The sequence below is a fragment of the Enterovirga rhinocerotis genome, from assembly GCF_004363955.1.
Taxonomy (GTDB): Bacteria; Pseudomonadota; Alphaproteobacteria; order Rhizobiales; family Beijerinckiaceae; genus Enterovirga; species Enterovirga rhinocerotis.
This window is the reverse complement of record NZ_SNZR01000013.1, coordinates 491,524-509,512: the sequence shown is the minus strand read 5'-3', so window position 1 is coordinate 509,512 and position 17,989 is coordinate 491,524. Positions and strand designations below refer to the sequence as shown.

General features: G+C 66.6%; 13 protein-coding genes and 1 tRNA gene. 11 read left to right on the top strand and 3 right to left on the bottom strand.

The window, feature by feature from the left end:
• The first annotated feature begins 39 nt into the window (after nucleotides 1-39).
• On the top strand, nucleotides 40-609 hold the full coding sequence (locus EV668_RS14070) for a type 1 glutamine amidotransferase domain-containing protein (protein WP_133771057.1): 570 nt from the start codon (nucleotides 40-42) through the stop codon (nucleotides 607-609).
• Nucleotides 610-633: 24 nt separating this feature from the next.
• Here the strand turns inward: EV668_RS14070 and EV668_RS14065 are convergent, their stop codons facing one another.
• Nucleotides 634-1,491: an amino acid ABC transporter substrate-binding protein gene (locus tag EV668_RS14065; protein ID WP_166652466.1), complete on the bottom strand. Its 858-nt coding sequence runs from the start codon at nucleotides 1,489-1,491 to the stop codon at nucleotides 634-636.
• A gap of 119 nt (nucleotides 1,492-1,610) precedes the next feature.
• Entirely contained in the window at nucleotides 1,611-2,834 is a 1,224-nt protein-coding gene (locus EV668_RS14060) for a Zn-dependent hydrolase (RefSeq protein WP_245513260.1), read from the bottom strand.
• A gap of 233 nt (nucleotides 2,835-3,067) precedes the next feature.
• Here EV668_RS14060 and EV668_RS14055 point away from each other — a divergent pair.
• A tRNA-Arg gene (locus EV668_RS14055) sits at nucleotides 3,068-3,144 on the top strand.
• Nucleotides 3,145-4,090: 946 nt separating this feature from the next.
• On the opposite strand, the gene EV668_RS14050 is transcribed toward EV668_RS14055, so the two are convergent.
• Nucleotides 4,091-4,852, bottom strand: coding sequence for a cyclic nucleotide-binding domain-containing protein (locus EV668_RS14050; RefSeq protein WP_133772035.1), 762 nt, complete (start codon nucleotides 4,850-4,852; stop codon nucleotides 4,091-4,093).
• A gap of 208 nt (nucleotides 4,853-5,060) precedes the next feature.
• Between EV668_RS14050 and EV668_RS14045 the strand changes: the two genes are divergently transcribed.
• From EV668_RS14045 to moaA, 9 genes are read left to right on the top strand one after another with little or no spacing between them, the layout of a single operon-like run.
• Nucleotides 5,061-7,766: a nitrate/nitrite transporter gene (locus EV668_RS14045; protein ID WP_425359631.1), complete on the top strand. Its 2,706-nt coding sequence runs from the start codon at nucleotides 5,061-5,063 to the stop codon at nucleotides 7,764-7,766.
• 16 nt (nucleotides 7,767-7,782) lie between these two features.
• Nucleotides 7,783-11,526: a nitrate reductase subunit alpha gene (locus tag EV668_RS14040; RefSeq protein ID WP_133771049.1), complete on the top strand. Its 3,744-nt coding sequence runs from the start codon at nucleotides 7,783-7,785 to the stop codon at nucleotides 11,524-11,526.
• Complete coding sequence (gene narH, locus EV668_RS14035) at nucleotides 11,523-13,049, top strand: nitrate reductase subunit beta (RefSeq protein WP_133771047.1); 1,527 nt, start codon at nucleotides 11,523-11,525, stop codon at nucleotides 13,047-13,049. Before EV668_RS14040 ends, narH begins: the two co-directional genes overlap by 4 nt.
• Nucleotides 13,049-13,741, top strand: a complete 693-nt coding sequence (narJ, locus tag EV668_RS14030) for a nitrate reductase molybdenum cofactor assembly chaperone (protein WP_133771045.1) — start codon at nucleotides 13,049-13,051, stop codon at nucleotides 13,739-13,741. Before narH ends, narJ begins: the two co-directional genes overlap by 1 nt.
• A gap of 14 nt (nucleotides 13,742-13,755) precedes the next feature.
• Nucleotides 13,756-14,502 (top strand): respiratory nitrate reductase subunit gamma, encoded by a 747-nt coding sequence (narI, locus tag EV668_RS14025; RefSeq protein ID WP_133771043.1) that lies wholly within the window; start codon nucleotides 13,756-13,758, stop codon nucleotides 14,500-14,502.
• A gap of 3 nt (nucleotides 14,503-14,505) precedes the next feature.
• Nucleotides 14,506-15,405, top strand: a complete 900-nt coding sequence (locus EV668_RS14020; protein ID WP_133771041.1) for a peptidylprolyl isomerase — start codon at nucleotides 14,506-14,508, stop codon at nucleotides 15,403-15,405.
• On the top strand, nucleotides 15,402-15,698 hold the full coding sequence (locus EV668_RS14015) for a hypothetical protein (protein WP_133771040.1): 297 nt from the start codon (nucleotides 15,402-15,404) through the stop codon (nucleotides 15,696-15,698). Before EV668_RS14020 ends, EV668_RS14015 begins: the two co-directional genes overlap by 4 nt.
• Entirely contained in the window at nucleotides 15,698-16,960 is a 1,263-nt protein-coding gene (locus EV668_RS14010; protein WP_133771038.1) for a molybdopterin molybdotransferase MoeA, read from the top strand. Before EV668_RS14015 ends, EV668_RS14010 begins: the two co-directional genes overlap by 1 nt.
• On the top strand, nucleotides 16,960-17,955 hold the full coding sequence (gene moaA, locus EV668_RS14005; protein WP_133771036.1) for a GTP 3',8-cyclase MoaA: 996 nt from the start codon (nucleotides 16,960-16,962) through the stop codon (nucleotides 17,953-17,955). The genes EV668_RS14010 and moaA overlap by 1 nt, the downstream gene beginning before the upstream one ends.
• The last annotated feature ends 34 nt before the right edge of the window (nucleotides 17,956-17,989 follow it).

The following is a 17,989-nucleotide window of genomic DNA, read 5'->3' as shown; positions in this document are numbered from 1 at the left end:
TCGCCGAACAACCCCGTGATCCTTTCGAGGAGTGTTCGCATGACATTGCAAGGCAAGACGATCGCCATCCTGATCGCCCCGCGCGGCACCGAGGAATCGGAATTCGTCGAGCCCAAGGCGGCCGTGGAGAAGGCGGGAGCGTCGGTCAAGGTCATCGGCCTGGAGGCCGGCCAGGCGGAGACGAACACGAGCGACCTCGACCCCGGCTCCAGCCAAAGGGTGGACCTTTCGATCGACCAGGCCTCGGCCGCATCGTTCGACGGGCTGATCGTGCCGGGGGGCACGGTCGGATCCGACAAGCTTCGCGCCAGCGGGCCGGTCGTCGACTTCGTCAGGAGCTTCTTCGAACAGGGCAAGCCCGTCGGCGCGATCTGCCACGGCCCCTGGCTGCTCGTGGAAGCGGATGTCGTCGAGGGCCGGACGCTGACGTCGTTCCCGAGCGTGCGCACCGACATCGAGAATGCGGGCGGGGCCTGGGTCGACAAGGAGGTCGTCGTCGACGAGGGGCTCGTGACCAGCCGGACCCCGAAGGACCTGACGGCCTTCTGCGCCAAGCTCGTCGAGGAATTCGCCGAAGGCCAACATGACGGCCAGCGCAGATCGGCCTGACGGCTTGCGCCTGCGGCGTCCCGGCTATTTCGGGACGCCGTTGATCACGAAGAGCGCCCGGATGAACTGATCGGGCGGGAAGCTTCCGAAGTTCCGCGCATAGATCGTCTTCACGCGGTCGGTGCGATAGAGTTCGGCCAGCGTCGCGTCGACGAGCAGGCGCAGCTTGTCGTCGCCGCGCGGCAGGGCGAGGGCATAGGTCTCGAAGGTGTAGTACTGGTCGGAGAGCTTCAGCGCGGTCGCGTGGCGGCCGTTGAGGAGGTGGTAGTTGAGGATGCCGCGATCGGCGAAATAGGCGTCGATCCTCCCCGCGGACAGGCTTCTCACGCCATCCGGATGCGCCTGGACCGGGACGATCTCGGCCTTGATCCCGAACTGACCCAAGGTGCCTTTGAGCACTTCCTCGGTCGTCGTCCCCTGAAGCACGCCGATCTTCTTGCCGCGCAAGTCTTCGAGCCTGTAGAACTCGTTCACGCGGTGCAGGACACCGGCCCCGTCGATGAAGGTCGGCAACGAGAAGTCGACCATCGTCCGGCGCGACATCGTCATCGATGTCGGATCGCAGAGGATGTCAATCTTCCCGTCCCGCAGCGACGTCAGCCGGGTGGTGGACGAGACCTCGACGTACTCGATCTTGAGCGGCTGAACCTTCAGCGACTTCTCAACGCCCGAGGCCACCTCGCGGCAGAGATCCACGATATAGCCCGACGGCGTGCCGTCGACGCCCCGATAGGAATAGGGAGGCGCATCGGCACGGAAGCCCAGCCGGAGGGTGCCTGTCTCCCGGGCGCGGGCGAGCGTGTCCGCCGCCCAGGCCGGCGCCAGGGCCATCGTGGATGCCGATGCCGCCACGCAGAGCAGCGCGATCATAAAGGCCCGCATGATCCGTTTCCTCCTCGAGCAAGGCGCAGGACAGGTCGGCTCCATCGATAGATCGGATACGCAGCGGACGTAAGACACCGTACCGGGAGCGGAGCGGATCGGCCGTCCGGCACGCAGCGTCAGGCGGCCGCCCGCAGCACGGCGTTGAGCAGCACGTCGGCGCCGTCGCGGCATTGCTCGGGCGTGCTGTATTCCTTCTCGCTGTGGCTGATCCCGGTCTCGCTCGGGATGAAGAACAGCGCCGACGGGCAGTGATCCATCATCGGCACCGCATCGTGGCTTGCCACCGTCAGGATGTCGCGATGCGAGAAGCCGAGTTCGCTCGCCGCGTCGCGGACGATCGCGCTCGTCGCGCGATCGCAGCGGATCGGGCCGAACTCGAAATATTGGTCGAGATCGATCGACAGGTTGCGCTCGCCCGCGATCCGGCGGCAGGCGTCGCGCAATTCCTCCTCCATCGCGAGCGCGGTGTCGGGATCGGAATGGCGCACGTCGCAGCTGAGCCGCACCTCCTGGGGGATGACGCCGCGGACATTGGGGTCGAGTTCGAGATAGGGCGCGTTCGAACGCCCGTCACGGCCATGCGCCCGGCCGATGCGGTCGATCTCGAGCGTCAGGGCGGCCGCCCCCACCATGGCATCGCGGCGATCCGTCATCGGCGTCGGCCCGACATGGGCCGGCTCGCCCTTGATCGTCGCCACGAAATAGCGCGCCTTGAACGAGCCGGTGACGATCCCGATCTGCTCGCCGCCCTCCTTCAGCAGAGGGCCCTGCTCGATATGAACCTCGAAATAGGAGGCGAAGGAGCGCCCTCCGACCGGCGCGTCGCCGGCATAGCCGATCTGCTGCAGCGCCTCCCCGACGCCGAGGCCCGCCGGGTCCCGCCGCGACAGCGCGAAATCGAGCGTCATGGCGCCCGTGAAGACCGAGGAGCCCATCGTCATGGGCGAGAAGCGGGCGCCCTCCTCGTTGGTCCACGAGACCAGTTCGATCGGACGGCGCGTCCGAAGGCCCAGGTCGTCCAGGCGGCGCAGCGCCTCGAGCCCGGCCAGGACCCCGTAGGCGCCGTCGAAGCGGCCGCCGGTCGGGACGGTGTCGAGATGGCTGCCCATGGCGACGGGCGAAGCGTCCGGATCCGTCCCCTCGCGCCGCGCGAAGATGTTGCCGATGGCGTCGACCGTCACCTCGCAGCCCGCCTCGCGCGCCCACCGGCAGAAGAGGTCGCGCGCCTGCCGCTCCTCCTCCGACAGCGCCAGGCGCCGGCAGCCGCCTCCGGGCGTCCCGCCGATCCCGCCCATCTCGGTCAGAGACGACCACAGCCGGTCGCCATTCACGCGCAGCATGTTCACGGACGGACTCTCCAAACCCTTGCGATCGATGGGAACCATAAGGCGCGGAACAGCGCGCCGGTCCAGCGCGCATGCGCAAGCAGCCTTCGTGCCCAAGAGGCCGGCATCCCGGAAAATGCGACGCGGCTCGAAAGAAGCGTGCGATCTCCCATCGAAAGGCTTGCCAAGCGGCGAACGAGGCTCTATCTCGACGCCCTCGCCGCGATTGCTCAGCCTCTCGCGGACAGGCGCCCGTAGCTCAGCTGGATAGAGCACCAGACTACGAATCTGGGGGTCAGAGGTTCGAATCCTTTCGGGCGCGCCATTTATCCTACTGAAATCGTTGAAGAATTGGCAGAAGAGCCTCGCGCCGGCTGCCAGTACCGCCAACTCCGGTAAGCACCGGGTAAGCACAAGGGCTGGCAGCTCCCCTTCTGATTCCTCTTTTATCATTCAGGAAAAGAGAGAAGGCCGTCCAAGCCGTCCACGGCCCTTATAGATCAGCTGCTTAGCCCGGTGGCTGTGCCGTCCAGCGCCGTCCAATCCAAGGTCTACCGGGCGCGTAACAGGGTGGGGGGTGGTCGAAAGTCCAGGGAGCCCCAAACCCGCGGACCGGCCTCGCTTCCATTCGCGGGTTTTTTTCGCGCATGCGCGAATTCGGTTCCGATGCATCTGTGAGCAGGGTCAGGTGACCGGCCTTTCGGCTTTCGCCCTCGCTCCCCGCCCAGCGGCGGCGGAATGGCCGCTGCCGAGGCTCTGTGTGGCTTGAGCGGGCACACGACGAAGCGACGACTTGGGGCCTCGTCGGGCCGTCCATGGTCGGGATTTCTTTCAGACGCTGCCGGGCAGAGGCGAAAGTCGGGGCGCGCCACTCGGGACGACGAAAGCGCAAGTCGAGGAGGCCCGAGACTCGACTGAGAGCCGTGCTTCTCGATCCTTAAGCGGATCCGGCAGACGGGGGAGGAACGGTGAATGTGGCGATCATCGTGTCCAGCGCCTGCGCGCTGTTACGGAGCCCAGGCATGTGAGGGGCGAGCATCTTGGCCAGGATACCGTCAGGGTCAGGGTTCGTCGTCTCGAACCGCTCCGACGAACGTGATCGCACCCATGATCTTCTGAAGCCGAGCACCGTAGATCGGCTCATGATGAGCGAAACTCAGTGTCAAACGGCGTCGAACATTGACCCCTGATCGGCGTCCAAAAATCGCACGCCGATTTACAAACTCACGGCAGGTCAGTCGTGACGACTGCGGCCTGAAGGACGTCAGGGGTCAGTGCCCGGGCGGTCGCTCGATCGGGCGGGGCAGGCCCGATACGGGAGTTTTCGCTCCTCGAGGCGCAAGGTTGTAGATGTCGCCGTCTATGAGTTGATCGGGGCGGCAGATTCTGATCAGGGCTGCGGCATCCCGAATGAGAATTGTCGAGCCCTGGACCTCGATTCCCTCCTCGAGGTTGCTCAAAGAGCGTGAGAACGACTCACGGGTCATGCCCAGTTCGGACGCAATCAGCGATTTCTCATAGGGCAACGCGGCTCTGTCCAGCGTGCCCTGCCGGGCGGCGAGCGCGAGGATGTAGCAGCCGACGCGTTCCGTCGACGAGCGCAGCTTCAGGTTCTTGACCTGCCGCACCATGCGGCGAAACTGCTGCGCGAGGCTGCCGATCACGGCCTGCGCCAGCACCGGATCGGCCGCGACGGCTTCGCGGAAGGTCGCCGCGCGGATCATCAACAGCCGCGAGGGCTCCGGCACGCGCGCCCGCATCAGATAGGGCGCACCGGTCGCCACGGCGGCGGGAATGATGAGATCGGGGGCACGCACAACCTCGATCAGGACCTCGCGCCCCTCGGCGGACCGGCCGAACAAGTGGGCCGATCCCGACAGCACCAGCAACTGGAAATTCGGCACCTCGCCCTGTTCGAAGAGCATCGTTCCGGACGAGACGCCATGCTGGACCGCATCCGCGAGCAGGTCCGCACGTCGCCTGGCCGACAGGTTCCGGAAAATCGGCAGATTCGCGACTTCGCTCTCTGGCATCGTCCTCTTGGGCAACCGACGTCTCCTCGCTGCGCTGCGGCCTCACCCTATGATGTGATTATTATCAAATTTTGATTTGATCGAAATCAACGATCGCAATCTGGAACCGGTCTACTTCCGCGTCGTCCCGGAGCCTTTCGCTCTCGCAGGATCCCTCGCCGAAGGGCAGCGACCGATGCAGACGACCGACAACCCCAAAGCCAGCCAGATGCTTGGCATGAGCACGGTCGCGTTCACGGTCTGCTTCGCGGTGTGGACGATCTTCTCGATCATCGGCATCCGTATCCGGCAGGATCTCGGCCTGACGGACACCCAGTTCGGGCTCCTCGTCGGGACGCCGATCCTGACGGGATCGTTGATCCGCGTCGCGCTCGGCGTCTGGGCCGACCTCTATGGCGGCCGCCTCGTCCTCACCCTCACGATGCTGGCCGCCGCGCTCGCGACCTACCTCCTCACCTTCGCGGGTACCTATCCGCAATTCCTGCTCGCCGCCCTCGGCGTCGGCATCGCCGGCGGGTCGTTCTCGGTCGGCGTCGCCTACGTTTCGCGCTGGTACCCGCCGCGGAAGCAGGGGCTCGCGCTCGGCATCTTCGGGGCCGGGAATGTCGGCTCGGCCGTCACCAAGTTTCTCGCGCCCTTCGTCCTCGTCGCCTCTGGCTGGCAGATGGTCGCCCAGCTCTGGGCGGCGGCGCTCGTCGTCATGGCGGTCGTCTTCTACGCGACGACGCGCGACGATCCGGTGCTCGTCGAGCGGCGGCGCCTCGGCATCCGGCCGGCGAGCGCATGGCTCGAACTCGAACCCCTGAAGAACATTCAGGTCTGGCGTTTCTCGCTCTACTACTTCTTCGTCTTCGGGGCCTTCGTGGCGCTGGCGCTGTGGCTGCCGCAGTACCTCGTCAAGGTCTATGGCCTGAACATCCAGGCAGCCGGCATGATCGCCGCCTTCTTTTCGGTGCCGGCCAGCATCTTCAGGGCCTATGGCGGTCATCTGTCGGACGTCTACGGCGCGCGGCGGGTGATGTACTGGACGCTGCTGGTCTCCGTCGCGGCGACCTTCGTCCTGTCCTATCCGCCGACCGACTACGTCGTGCGGGGAGCGAACGGGCCGATCGCCTTCCACATGGAGATGGGCGTCGCCGGCTTCACGGTCGCGGTCTTCGTCCTCGGCTTCTTCATGGCCCTCGGCAAGGCGGCCGTCTACAAGCACATCCCCGTCTATTACCCGAACAATGTCGGCTCCGTCGGTGGGCTCGTCGGCATGATCGGCGGACTCGGCGGCTTCGTCCTGCCGCTGCTCTTCGGCGTTCTCGCCGATCTGACGGGTCTGTGGACGAGCTGCTTCATGCTGCTCTTCGTCATCGCCGCGGTGGCGCTGGTCTGGATGCACATCGCCATCCGGCAGATGGAGAAGGAGGCCTCCGGGCCCGCGCTCGCGGCCCTTCCGCCCCTGCCCGAGATGCAGGGCATGCCGGACGTCGAGGCGGCCGCGGTCGCGAAGGGCGGCGTCCTCGCCGACTGGCGGCCCGAGGACGCGACCTTCTGGGATCGGACCGGACGCGCCATCGCGCGCCGCAATCTCTGGCTCTCGATCCCGGCCCTGCTCCTCTCCTTCGCGGTCTGGCAAGTCTGGTCGGTGGTTGTCGCCAAGCTGCCGCTCGTCGGCTACCGGTTCACGACCGACCAGCTCTTCTGGCTCGCCGCATTGCCGGGCATCTCGGGCGCGACGCTCCGGATCTTCTATTCCTTCATGGTGCCGATCTTCGGCGGCCGTCTCTGGACGACGCTGACGACCTGGTCGCTGATCATCCCGGCGCTCGGCATCGGCTATGCGGTCCAGAATCCGGACACGCCCTATGTCGTGTTCCTGATCCTGGCACTGCTCTGCGGTTTCGGCGGCGGCAACTTCGCCTCTTCCATGGCCAACATCTCGTTCTTCTTCCCGAAGCGCGAGAAGGGCAACGCGCTCGCGCTGAATGCCGGTCTCGGCAATCTGGGCGTCAGCGTCGTGCAGTTCGTGGTGCCGCTCGTCGTCACGGCCGGCATCTTCGGCGCCCTCGGCGGCGACCCGGCGGCGGTGAAGACGCCGTCCGGTCCGGCGCCCCTCTGGCTGCAGAATGCCGGCTTCTTCTTCGTGCCCTTCATCGCGCTCTCGGCCTTCGCATCCTGGTTCGGCATGAACGACATCGCCGATGCCAAGGCCTCGTTCCGCGAGCAGGCGGTGATCTTCCAGCGCCGGCACAACTGGATCATGTGCTGGCTCTATACCGGCACCTTCGGGTCCTTCATCGGCTATTCGGCGGGTTTCCCGCTGCTCGCGGCCATGCTGTTCCCCGAGGTCAACGCGCTGCAATACGCGTTCCTCGGCCCGCTGGTCGGCGCGCTGTCACGCTCGGGCACGGGCTGGATCGCCGATCGCTACGGCGGCGCGCGCGTCACGCTCGGCGTCTTCGTGCTGATGATGGCGGGTGTCGCCGGCATCCTGTGGTTCATCGGGCTGAAGGACCAGCCCGGCGCGTTCTGGGGCTTCTTCGGCTCCTTCCTGCTCCTCTTCTTCGCGACCGGCGTCGGCAACGCCTCGACCTTCCAGATGATCCCGGCGATCAGCGCGAAAGAAATGGAGCGGCTGATGCCGCAGGCGGATCCGGAGACCCGCCGCAGGCAGGCGGAAAAGGAAGCGGCCGCCATCACCGGCTTCACGTCGGCCATCGCCGCCTTTGGCGCCTTCTTCATCCCGAAGAGCTTCGGCTCCTCGATCGCCCTCACCGGAAGCGTCGAGACGGCCTTGTGGGCCTTCCTCGCCTTCTACGTGAGCTGCCTCGCGATCACCTGGATCGTCTACGCCCGCAAGGGCGGCCTTCTCCACGACGTCGAGCACGGTCGCGGCCTCCCGGCCCGGCCCGCTCATGCCGAATAATCGAGGACCGAGAGCCATGTCGCATTTTCTCGACCGCCTGACCTTCTTCCGGAAGAACGTCGACAGCTTCTCGGACGGACATGGCGTCGTCACGAACGAGGACCGCTCCTGGGAGGAGGGCTATCGCAAGCGCTGGCAGCACGACAAGATCGTGCGGTCGACGCACGGCGTGAACTGCACCGGCTCGTGCTCCTGGAAGATCTACGTCAAGGGCGGCATCGTCACCTGGGAGACCCAGCAGACGGACTATCCCCGCACGCGCCCGGACCTGCCGAACCACGAGCCCCGCGGATGCTCGCGCGGGGCCTCCTACAGCTGGTACCTCTATTCGGGCGCACGGGTGAAATACCCGATGATCCGCGGCCGGCTCCTGAAGCTTTGGCGGGCGGCACGCGCCGTCCTGCCGCCCGTCGCCGCCTGGGCCTCGATCGCCTCCGACGAGACCAAGCGCAAGTCCTACACGTCGATCCGCGGCCATGGCGGCTTCGTCCGCGTGACCTGGGACGAGGCCTACGAGATCATCGCGGCGGCGAACGCCCATACCGTCAAGGCCCACGGTCCCGACCGCGTCATCGGCTTCTCGCCGATCCCCGCCATGTCGATGGTCTCGTATGCGGCAGGCTCGCGCTACCTGTCGCTCCTCGGCGGCGTCTGCATGTCGTTCTACGACTGGTATTGCGACCTGCCGCCGGCCTCGCCGCAGACCTGGGGCGAGCAGACCGACGTCCCCGAAAGCGCCGATTGGTACAATGCCGGCTTCCTGATCCTCTGGGGCTCGAACGTCCCTCAGACCCGCACGCCGGACGCGCATTTCTACACCGAGGTCCGCTACAAGGGCACGAAGAGTGCCGTCGTCAGCCCCGATTATGCCGAGGCGACCAAGTTCGCCGACATCTGGCTCAACCCGAAACAGGGCACCGACGCCGCCCTGGCTCTCGCCATGGGCCACGTCATCCTGCGCGAATACTACCTCGACCGGCAGGTGCCCTATTTCGAGGATTATGCGCGGCGCTACACCGACATGCCCTTCCTGGTGCGGCTCACGGAGAGGGATGGTCGGTTCGTCCCCGAGCGGCTGCTGCGGGCCTCGGAACTGCCGGGAGGCCTCGGCGAGACCAACAACACGGAATGGAAGACGGTCGCGATCGACGAAGTGACCGGCGACCTCGTCGCCCCGCTCGGCTCGGTCGGCTACCGCTGGGGCGAGAGCGCCAAGTGGAACCTCGAGGAGAAGGACGGTCAGGGGCGAGACGTCCGCCTGAAGCTGACGCTCGCGGGGGAGGGCGCGGAGATCGCCGCGGTCGACTTCCCGTATTTCGGGCAGCGCGCGACCGAGCATTTCGTCGCGACCGAGCACGGCGAGATCCTGACCCGCAACGTCCCGGTCCGCTCCCTGGAACTGGCCGACGGCACGGTGATCAAGGTCGCGACGGCCGGCGATCTCCTGATGGCCAATTACGGCCTCGACCGCGGTTTCGGCGGAGAAAATGTCGCCTCGTCCTACGACGACGACGTGCCCTTCACGCCGGCCTGGGCGGAGCGCGTGACCGGCGTCAAGCGCGATGCGACCATCACCGTGGCGCGCGAATTCGCGACCAATGCCGAAAAGACCAACGGCCGTTCGATGATCATCATCGGCGCCGGCATGAACCACTGGTACCACATGGATATGGGGTATCGAGGGGTGATCAACCTCCTCGTCTTCTGCGGCGCGATCGGCCAGTCGGGCGGCGGCTGGTCCCATTACGTGGGTCAGGAGAAGCTGCGACCCCAGACCGGCTGGACGCCGCTCGCCTTCGCGCTCGATTGGTCCCGCCCGCCGCGCCATCAGAATTCGACATCGTTCTTCTACGCCCATACCGACCAGTGGCGCTACGAGACCTTGACGGCGGCCGAGATCATCTCGCCGACCGCGCCGGAGGGCGACTGGAACCAGAGCCTGATCGATTACAACGTGCGCGCCGAGCGCATGGGTTGGCTGCCATCCGCTCCGCAGCTCAGGCAGAACCCGCTCGACATCGCGCGCCTTGCCGAGGCGGCCGGGCTTTCGCCGAAGGACTATGTCGCGAAGGGTTTGAAGTCCGGGGAGGTCGAGCTCTCGTGCCACGACCCGGACGACCCGGCCAACTGGCCGCGCAACATGTTCGTCTGGCGCTCGAACCTGCTGGGATCCTCGGGCAAGGGTCACGAATACTTCCTGAAGCACCTTCTCGGCACGACGCATGGCGTGATGGGCAAGGATCTCGGCGACGAAGGTGCGGTGCTGAACAAGGAGGTCGTCTGGCACGACGAGGCGCCTCAGGGAAAACTCGACCTTCTCGTCACGCTCGATTTCCGCATGTCGACAACATGCGTCTACTCGGACATCGTGCTGCCGACGGCGACGTGGTACGAGAAGAACGACCTCAATACATCCGACATGCACCCCTTCATCCACCCGCTCTCCGCGGCGGTGGATCCGGCCTGGGAGGCGCGCTCGGACTGGGACATCTACAAGGGCCTCGCCCGCGTCTTCTCCGAGGTCGCGCCGGAGGTGCTGGGCGTCGAGACCGACGTCGTCCTGACGCCGATCCAGCACGATACGCCGGGCGAGATCGCGCAGCCCTTCGACGTCGTCGACTGGAAGCGCGGCGAGGCCGAGCCCATCCCTGGCCTGACGATGCCGGCCGTCGCGGCCGTCACGCGCGACTATCCGAACCTGTATGCGCGCTTCACCGCGCTCGGGCCGCTGATGTCGGAGATCGGCAATGGCGGGAAGGGCATCTCCTGGAAGACCCAGCACGAGGTCGACGCGCTCGCCGCCCTGAACGGCGTGCAGCCGAGCGGTCCCGCGAAGGGGCTGCCGAAGATCGAGACCGACATCGACGCGACCGAGGTGATCCTCATGCTCGCGCCGGAGACCAACGGCGAGGTCGCGGTCAAGGCCTGGGAGGCGCTCTCCAAGGCCACGGGTCGCGAGCATGTCCACCTCGCGCTTCCCAAGGAGGACGAGAAGATCCGCTTCCGGGACATCCAGGCGCAGCCGCGCAAGATCATCTCCTCGCCGACCTGGTCGGGGATCGAAAGCGAGACGGTCTGCTACAACGCCTGCTACACCAACGTTCACGAGCTGATCCCCTGGCGGACGCTCACGGGGCGCCAGCAGCTCTACCAGGACCACCTCTGGATGCGGGCCTTCGGCGAAGGCTTCGTCACCTGGAAGCCGCCCGTCGACCTGAAGACGGTCCCCGTCGTCAAGGGCACCAAGCCCAACGGCAACAAGGAGATCGTGCTCAACTTCATCACACCCCACCAGAAGTGGGGAATTCACTCGACCTATACGGACAATCTTCTGATGCTGACGCTCAATCGCGGCGGCCCGGTCGTCTGGATTTCGGAAACGGACGCGAAATCGGCCGAGATCGTCGATAACGACTGGGTCGAGGTCTTCAACGCCAACGGTGCGCTGACGGCCCGGGCCGTCGTCTCGCAGCGGATCAAGCCGGGGATGATGCTCATGTATCATGCCCAGGAGAAGATCGTGAACACGCCGGGTTCGGAGATGACCGGCCATCGCGGCGGCATCCACAACTCGGTCACGCGCACGGTTCTGAAGCCGACGCACATGATCGGCGGCTACGCGCAGCAATCCTACGGCTTCAACTACTACGGAACCGTCGGGTCGAACCGCGACGAATTCATCGTCGTTCGCAAGATGAGCCATGTCGATTGGCTCGAAGGCCCCGCCAAAGACTTCGCCCCCAGGGAGGCCGCAGAATGAAGATCCGTGCTCAGATCGGCATGGTGCTGAACCTCGATAAATGCATCGGGTGCCACACCTGCTCCGTCACCTGCAAGAACGTCTGGACCAACCGCGAAGGCGTCGAATACGCTTGGTTCAACAACGTCGAGACGAAGCCCGGCATCGGCTATCCGCGCGACTGGGAGAACCAGAAGCGCTGGAATGGCGGCTGGAAGCGCAAGAAAAACGGGAAGATCGAGCCGAAGATGGGCGCCAAGTGGCGCATCCTCGCCAATATCTTCGCCAATCCCGACTTGCCGGAGATCGACGACTATTACGAGCCGTTCACCTTCGATTACGAGCATCTGCACAATGCGAAGGAATCGAAGGCGGTTCCGACGGCGCGCCCGCGTTCGCTCGTCAGCGGCGAGCGGATCGAGAAGATCGAATGGGGGCCGAACTGGGAGGAGATCCTGGGCGGAGAGTTCGAGAAGCGCTCGGCCGACGCCAATTTCGAGGGAGTCCAGAAGGACATCTACGGGCAGTTCGAAAACACCTTCATGATGTATCTTCCGAGGCTGTGCGAGCATTGCCTCAACCCGGCCTGCGTCGCCGTCTGTCCGTCGGGCGCGATCTACAAGCGGGAAGAGGACGGCATCGTTCTCATCGACCAGGACAAGTGCCGGGGCTGGCGGATGTGCGTCTCGGGCTGCCCCTACAAGAAGATCTATTACAACTGGTCGTCGGGTAAGTCGGAGAAGTGCATCTTCTGCTATCCCCGCATCGAGGCCGGCCAGCCCACGGTCTGCTCGGAGACCTGCGTCGGGCGCATCCGCTATCTCGGCGTTCTTCTCTATGACGCCGATCGGATCGAGGCGGCGGCCGCGACGCCCGACGAGCAGGACCTCTATCAGGCCCAGCTCGACATCTTCCTGGATCCGAACGATCCGGCCGTCATCGCCCAAGCGCGGGCGGACGGGGTGCCCGAGGCGTGGCTCGAGGCCGCGCGGCATTCGCCGGTCTGGAAGATGGCGATGGAGTGGAAGGTCGCCTTCCCCCTCCATCCCGAATACCGCACCCTGCCGATGGTCTGGTACGTGCCGCCGCTCTCGCCGATCCAATCGGCCGCCGCGGCGGGCAAGATGGGGGTCGACGGCGACATGCCGGACGTCCGCTCGCTCCGCATCCCGCTGCGCTATCTCGCGAACCTTCTGACCGCGGGCAAGGAGGAGCCCGTCGCTCTCGCGCTGGAGCGCATGCTCGCCATGCGGAGCTACATGAGGGCCAAGACGGTGGACGGGCGCATCGACGAGCGCATCGCCGCCAAGGTCGGCCTCAGCGGGGCCGCGGTCGAGGACATGTACCACGTCATGGCGATCGCCAATTACGAGGACCGTTTCGTGATCCCGACGGCGCATCGCGAATGGACCGAGGACGCCTACGACCTGCGCGGTTCCTGCGGCTTCTCCTTCGGCAACGGTTGTTCGGGCGGAGAGACGGATACGAACCTCTTTGCGACCCGTCCGGCCCGGAAACCCAGCAATCCGATGGAGATCGCGTGATGGCACGGAGCTTCAAGGGCCTGTCGGCACTGCTCTCCTACCCTGACGAGAACCTGCTCGCGGCGACGGGGGAGATCCGGGACGCGTTCCGGGCAGAGGCGATAATCGACGCCGCGCCAGGCTCGGTGATGGACCGCCTCCTGGCCTCCTTCGAGGAGGACGATCTGTTCGCCGCGCAGGAGCGCTACGTCGAACTGTTCGACAAGACGCGGCGCCTGTCGCTGCATCTCTTCGAGCACGTTCACGGCGAGAGCCGCGACCGGGGCCAGGCCATGGTCGACCTGGCAGCCCTCTACGAGCGCGGCGGGCTGATGCTGTCGGCGAACGAGCTGCCCGACTATCTGCCGCTATTCCTCGAATACCTGTCCACGCGGCCCTTCGACGAGGCCAAGGCTCTCCTCGGCGACACGGTCGACATTCTGACGGCGCTGGAGGAGCGGCTGGACCAGCGCCGTTCGCCCTACGTCGCGGTCCTGACCGCGCTCATCGGGATCGCCGGGCGCAAGACGGCGGCCCGGGCCGTCGAGCCGGTCGCTGAGCCGGAGCTGTCGGACCTCGCGGCGCTCGATGCGGAGTGGGAGGAAACGGCCGTGACCTTCGGCCCCGGCGAGGCCCTGGACGGGTGCTCGATCGATCGCCTGCGGATGCAGGTGCGCGCCGGCCGCCGCGACGTCCGTCAGGCCAGGGCATAGAAGGAGATCGAACCATGTCAGCGACAATGAACAGCGTCCTGTTCGGCTGGTATCCGTATCTGTGCCTCACGGTCTTCCTGCTCGGGAGCCTCCTGCGCTTCGACCGCGAGCAATACACCTGGAAGACGGGTTCCTCTCAGCTCCTGCGGCGGCGGCAGCTCCGCTGGGGCTCGAACCTGTTCCATGTCGGCATCCTCCTGATCTTCGCCGGCCATTGCGTCGGCCTCCTGACGCCGATCTGGGTGTTCGACGCGCTCGGCATCGGCCACGGCTTCAAGCAGGGCCTCGCGATCGTCGTCGGCGGCGTCGCCGGGATCGTCTGCTTCGTCGGCATCTCGCTGCTCGCCCATCGCCGCCTGCTCGATCCGCGCATCCGCGCGACCTCGAGCTTCGGCGACACGGCCATCCTGCTCATCCTGTGGCTGCAGCTTGTCCTCGGGCTTTCCACGATCGTCGTGTCGCTGGGGCACATGGACGGCCACGAGATGGTCAAGTTCATGAACTGGGCGCAGGGCATCCTGACGCTGCAGCCCTTGGCCGCCGCCTATGTCGCGGACGTGCATCCGATCTTCAAGGCGCATCTTCTCCTCGGCATGACGATCTTCCTCGTCTTCCCGTTCACGCGCCTCGTCCACGTCTGGAGTGCGCCGGTCTGGTATCTGGCCCGGCCTGGCTATCAGGTCGTGCGCACGCGTTTCGCGGACCGTCGACCGGTCGGCATGCCGCGTCCCGTCTATCCGAAGCGCCAGCCCGCGGAGTGAGCCATGGCCACCTTCGTCGTCGATCATGCCGCAAAGCGCGCGCCGGCCGCGCATCCTCACGAGCACGGGCCCGCGCCCGTGCCGACCGAGCCCTCGCCCGAGCGGGTGGCGATGCCGCCGGTCACGGTCAACGGCGTCGCGATCTCCCGCAAGGCGATCGCGGCCGAGGTCCAGAACTTCCCCGCCGCCAATCCGGGCGAAGGCTGGAGGGCGGCGACGCGCGGCCTCGTCATCCGCGAGCTCCTGCTCCAGGAAGCCCGCCGGCTGAATCTCTCCCCCGAGCCGCAGGCCGATGACGAGGGCCGGATCGAGACCCAGGAGGATGCCCTCGTCCGCAGCCTGCTCGAGCAGGAGGTCCGCCTTCCGGAAGCGGACGAGGACACGCTCCGCCGGTTCTACGACAACAACCGCAGCCGCTTCGTCACGCCGCCGCTCTACGAGGCCGACCATATCCTCGTCGCGGCCAGGCGCGACGACCCGGCCGCCTTCGCCGCCGCGCGTGCCCGGGCGGCGGACTTCGCCGTGGCTCTTGCCGGAGCGCCCGAGCGCTTCGCCGATCTCGCGCGAACTCATTCGGACTGCCCGTCCGCCGCGGTCGGCGGCAGCCTCGGCCAGATCGGTCCTGGCGACACGACGCCCGAATTCGAAGAGGCCCTGGCCTCGCTCGCCGCCGGCGCGATCTCGGAGCCGGTCGAGACGCGCTACGGTGTCCACGTCATCCGCATGAACCGCCGCATCGATGGGCGCGGGCTCCCCTTCGAAGCGGTGAGGGAGCGCATTCGTGGCCATCTCGACGACCATGTGCGGCGTCAGGCGACCAAGCAGTTCATCACCATCCTGATCGGTCGAGCGGACATTCGCGGCATCGTCCTGGAGGGGGCTCGATCCCCGCTGATGCAATGACGGCGCTGACGCTCGGCCGGCTGATCGAGACTCTCGACGATCCGAACGCGGCCGCCGCCCTGATCGCGGCTCTTGACGATCCGGTCCTCGCGGAACGGCTTTCATCCGCAGCCTCGGCCGCCGGACAGAGCGAGGCCAGCCAGGTCGCCGCGACCGTTCGCGGCTTCCTCGAGACGGCATCCGACGACCACTGGGTGCAGCTCATCGGCATCATGAGCCGCGCCGGGGATCCCGGATTGGCCGCCATCCGCGCCGTGCTCCACAAGGCCCTTCCCGAAGCGGGGAGCGCCTGATGGCGAAGGCCGATCCGAAGGGCCGCTGTTTCGAAGGACCAAGGCAGCTTGCGTCCTTCGACACGGCGTGCCGCGTCGCCCTCGCCCTGGCTGCTCCGACCGGCCGGGTCGAGACCGTGCCGGTTGCCGCCGCGGGCGGGCGGATCCTGGCGCAGTCCATCCAGGCCCCGTGCTCCCTGCCGCGCTTCGATCAGGCCGCGATGGACGGTTATGCGGTCGCGCTCGGCGCAAGCGCCCCGTCATCGCCCTTGCTGCTGCCCGTCTCGGGGCTGACGGAGAGCGGGGACCCACCGACGTCTCTCGTCCCCCAAAGTGCCCATCGCGTGAGAACCGGCGCCGCGCTGCCCGATGGGGCCGACACGGTGGTGATGCAGGAGCAGGTGCTGCGACGCGGCGATCTCGTTCGGATCGGAGGCGACGCTAGGCCCGGCACCCATATCCGCCGGGCCGGGGAGGATGTCAGGCAGGGCGTCGAGATCCTGCGGGCGGGGCGGGAACTTCGCTGGAGCGACATCGCGCTTCTGACCGCTCTCGGCGTCGAACGGGTGTCGGTGATGGCTCCGATCCGAATCGGCATTCTCGCGACGGGCTCCGAGCTTCGCAGGCCCGGCGAGGGGCTGATGCCGGGTGCCATCTACGATTCCAACAGCCCCATGCTCTCCGCTCTCCTGACGGCGCCCGGCATCGAGATCGTGGCGACGAGGAGCCGCGATGACCTCGCCGGGCTCACGCGGTCGATCGAGGCGCTTGCCGGGTCGGTCGACCTCCTGCTCACGAGCGCCGGAATGTCGGTCGGGGAGAAGGACCATGTCCGGGAGGCTCTCGTCCAGGCGGGCGGACGCCTCGAGATCGACAAGGTCGCGATGAAGCCCGGCAAGCCGCTCTCGCTCGGCCAAATCGGCACGGCCTGTTTCGTCGGGCTGCCGGGGAATCCCCAGGCTGCCGCATTCTGTGCGCTCGCGTTCGTGCGGCCGATGATGGCGGCGCTACAGGGCCGCGTCCCGGCATCGCGATTGACCGCTGAAGCGGCCTTTCATTGCCATCCAAGGTCGGACAGGACCGAACTCGTCCCCGTTCGCCTTTCGATCGCAGGCGACAGGCTCACGGCCCGTCGAAGCGGCCGGGAGGGCTCCCATCGTCTGATGCCCATGGTCGATTCCGACGCGGTTGCGATCCTGCCCGGTCGGGAGACGCCGCTTTGCGCCGGAATGCTGGTGGAAGCGATTCCCTTCGACCCTCTCAGGTTCGGGAACGGAAGCTGATGGCCTGTGCTCTTCGAGATCGGTTCGGCCGCCATATCACCTATCTCCGTCTATCGGTCACGGATCGGTGCGATCTGCGCTGCATCTACTGCATGTCGGAGGACATGACCTTCGTGCCGCGAGGCGAGCTTCTCAGTGTCGAGGAACTGGACCGGCTCGCCTCTGCCTTCGTCGATCGGGGCGTGTCGAAGATCCGGATCACGGGCGGCGAGCCCCTCGTCCGCAAAGGCGTCATGAGTCTGTTCGAAGGGCTGTCACGACATCTGCGGACGGGCGCCCTTCGCGAGTTGACGCTGACGACCAACGGAACGCTTCTCGCGCGGCATGCCGATGCCTTGGCGCGGCTCGGCGTGCGCCGGGTCAATGTTTCGCTCGACACGCTCGATCCCGTCAGGTTCCGCGCCATCACGCGCCGCGGCACGCTCGGCGTCGTCATGGACGGACTGCGGGCGGCCCAGGAGGCGGGGCTGCGGATCAAGCTCAACGCCGTCGCGCTGAAGTCCGTCACCGAGCACGAGATCCATGATCTGATCGCCTTCGCGCATGGCCGGGGGATGGACCTCACGCTGATCGAGACCATGCCGCTCGGGGAGATCGGAGCGGATCGCACCGATCAGTATCTGCCTCTGACGGAGTTGCGGCGGCTGATCGGCACGCGCTGGACGCTCGAGGATACGGCCGAGCGGACGGGAGGTCCCGCCCGCTATGCGCGCGTCGCCGAAACCGGCGGCCGGATCGGTTTCATCACGCCGATGAGCCACAATTTCTGCGAAAGCTGCAACCGCGTGCGCGTCAGTGCGACGGGCACGCTCTATACTTGCCTCGGCCAGGAGGATCAGGCCGATCTCCGGCAGGCCCTGCGCGGTTCCGAGGCCGACGATGCACTCCGGGCGGCGATCTCCGCCGCCATCGAAGCGAAGCCGCGCGGGCACGATTTCAGCATCGAGCGCGGGCGGCCGACGCTCTCCCGCCACATGTCGGTGCTGGGCGGCTGAACCATGTCGCCACGATGATGCGGGAGCATCCCGA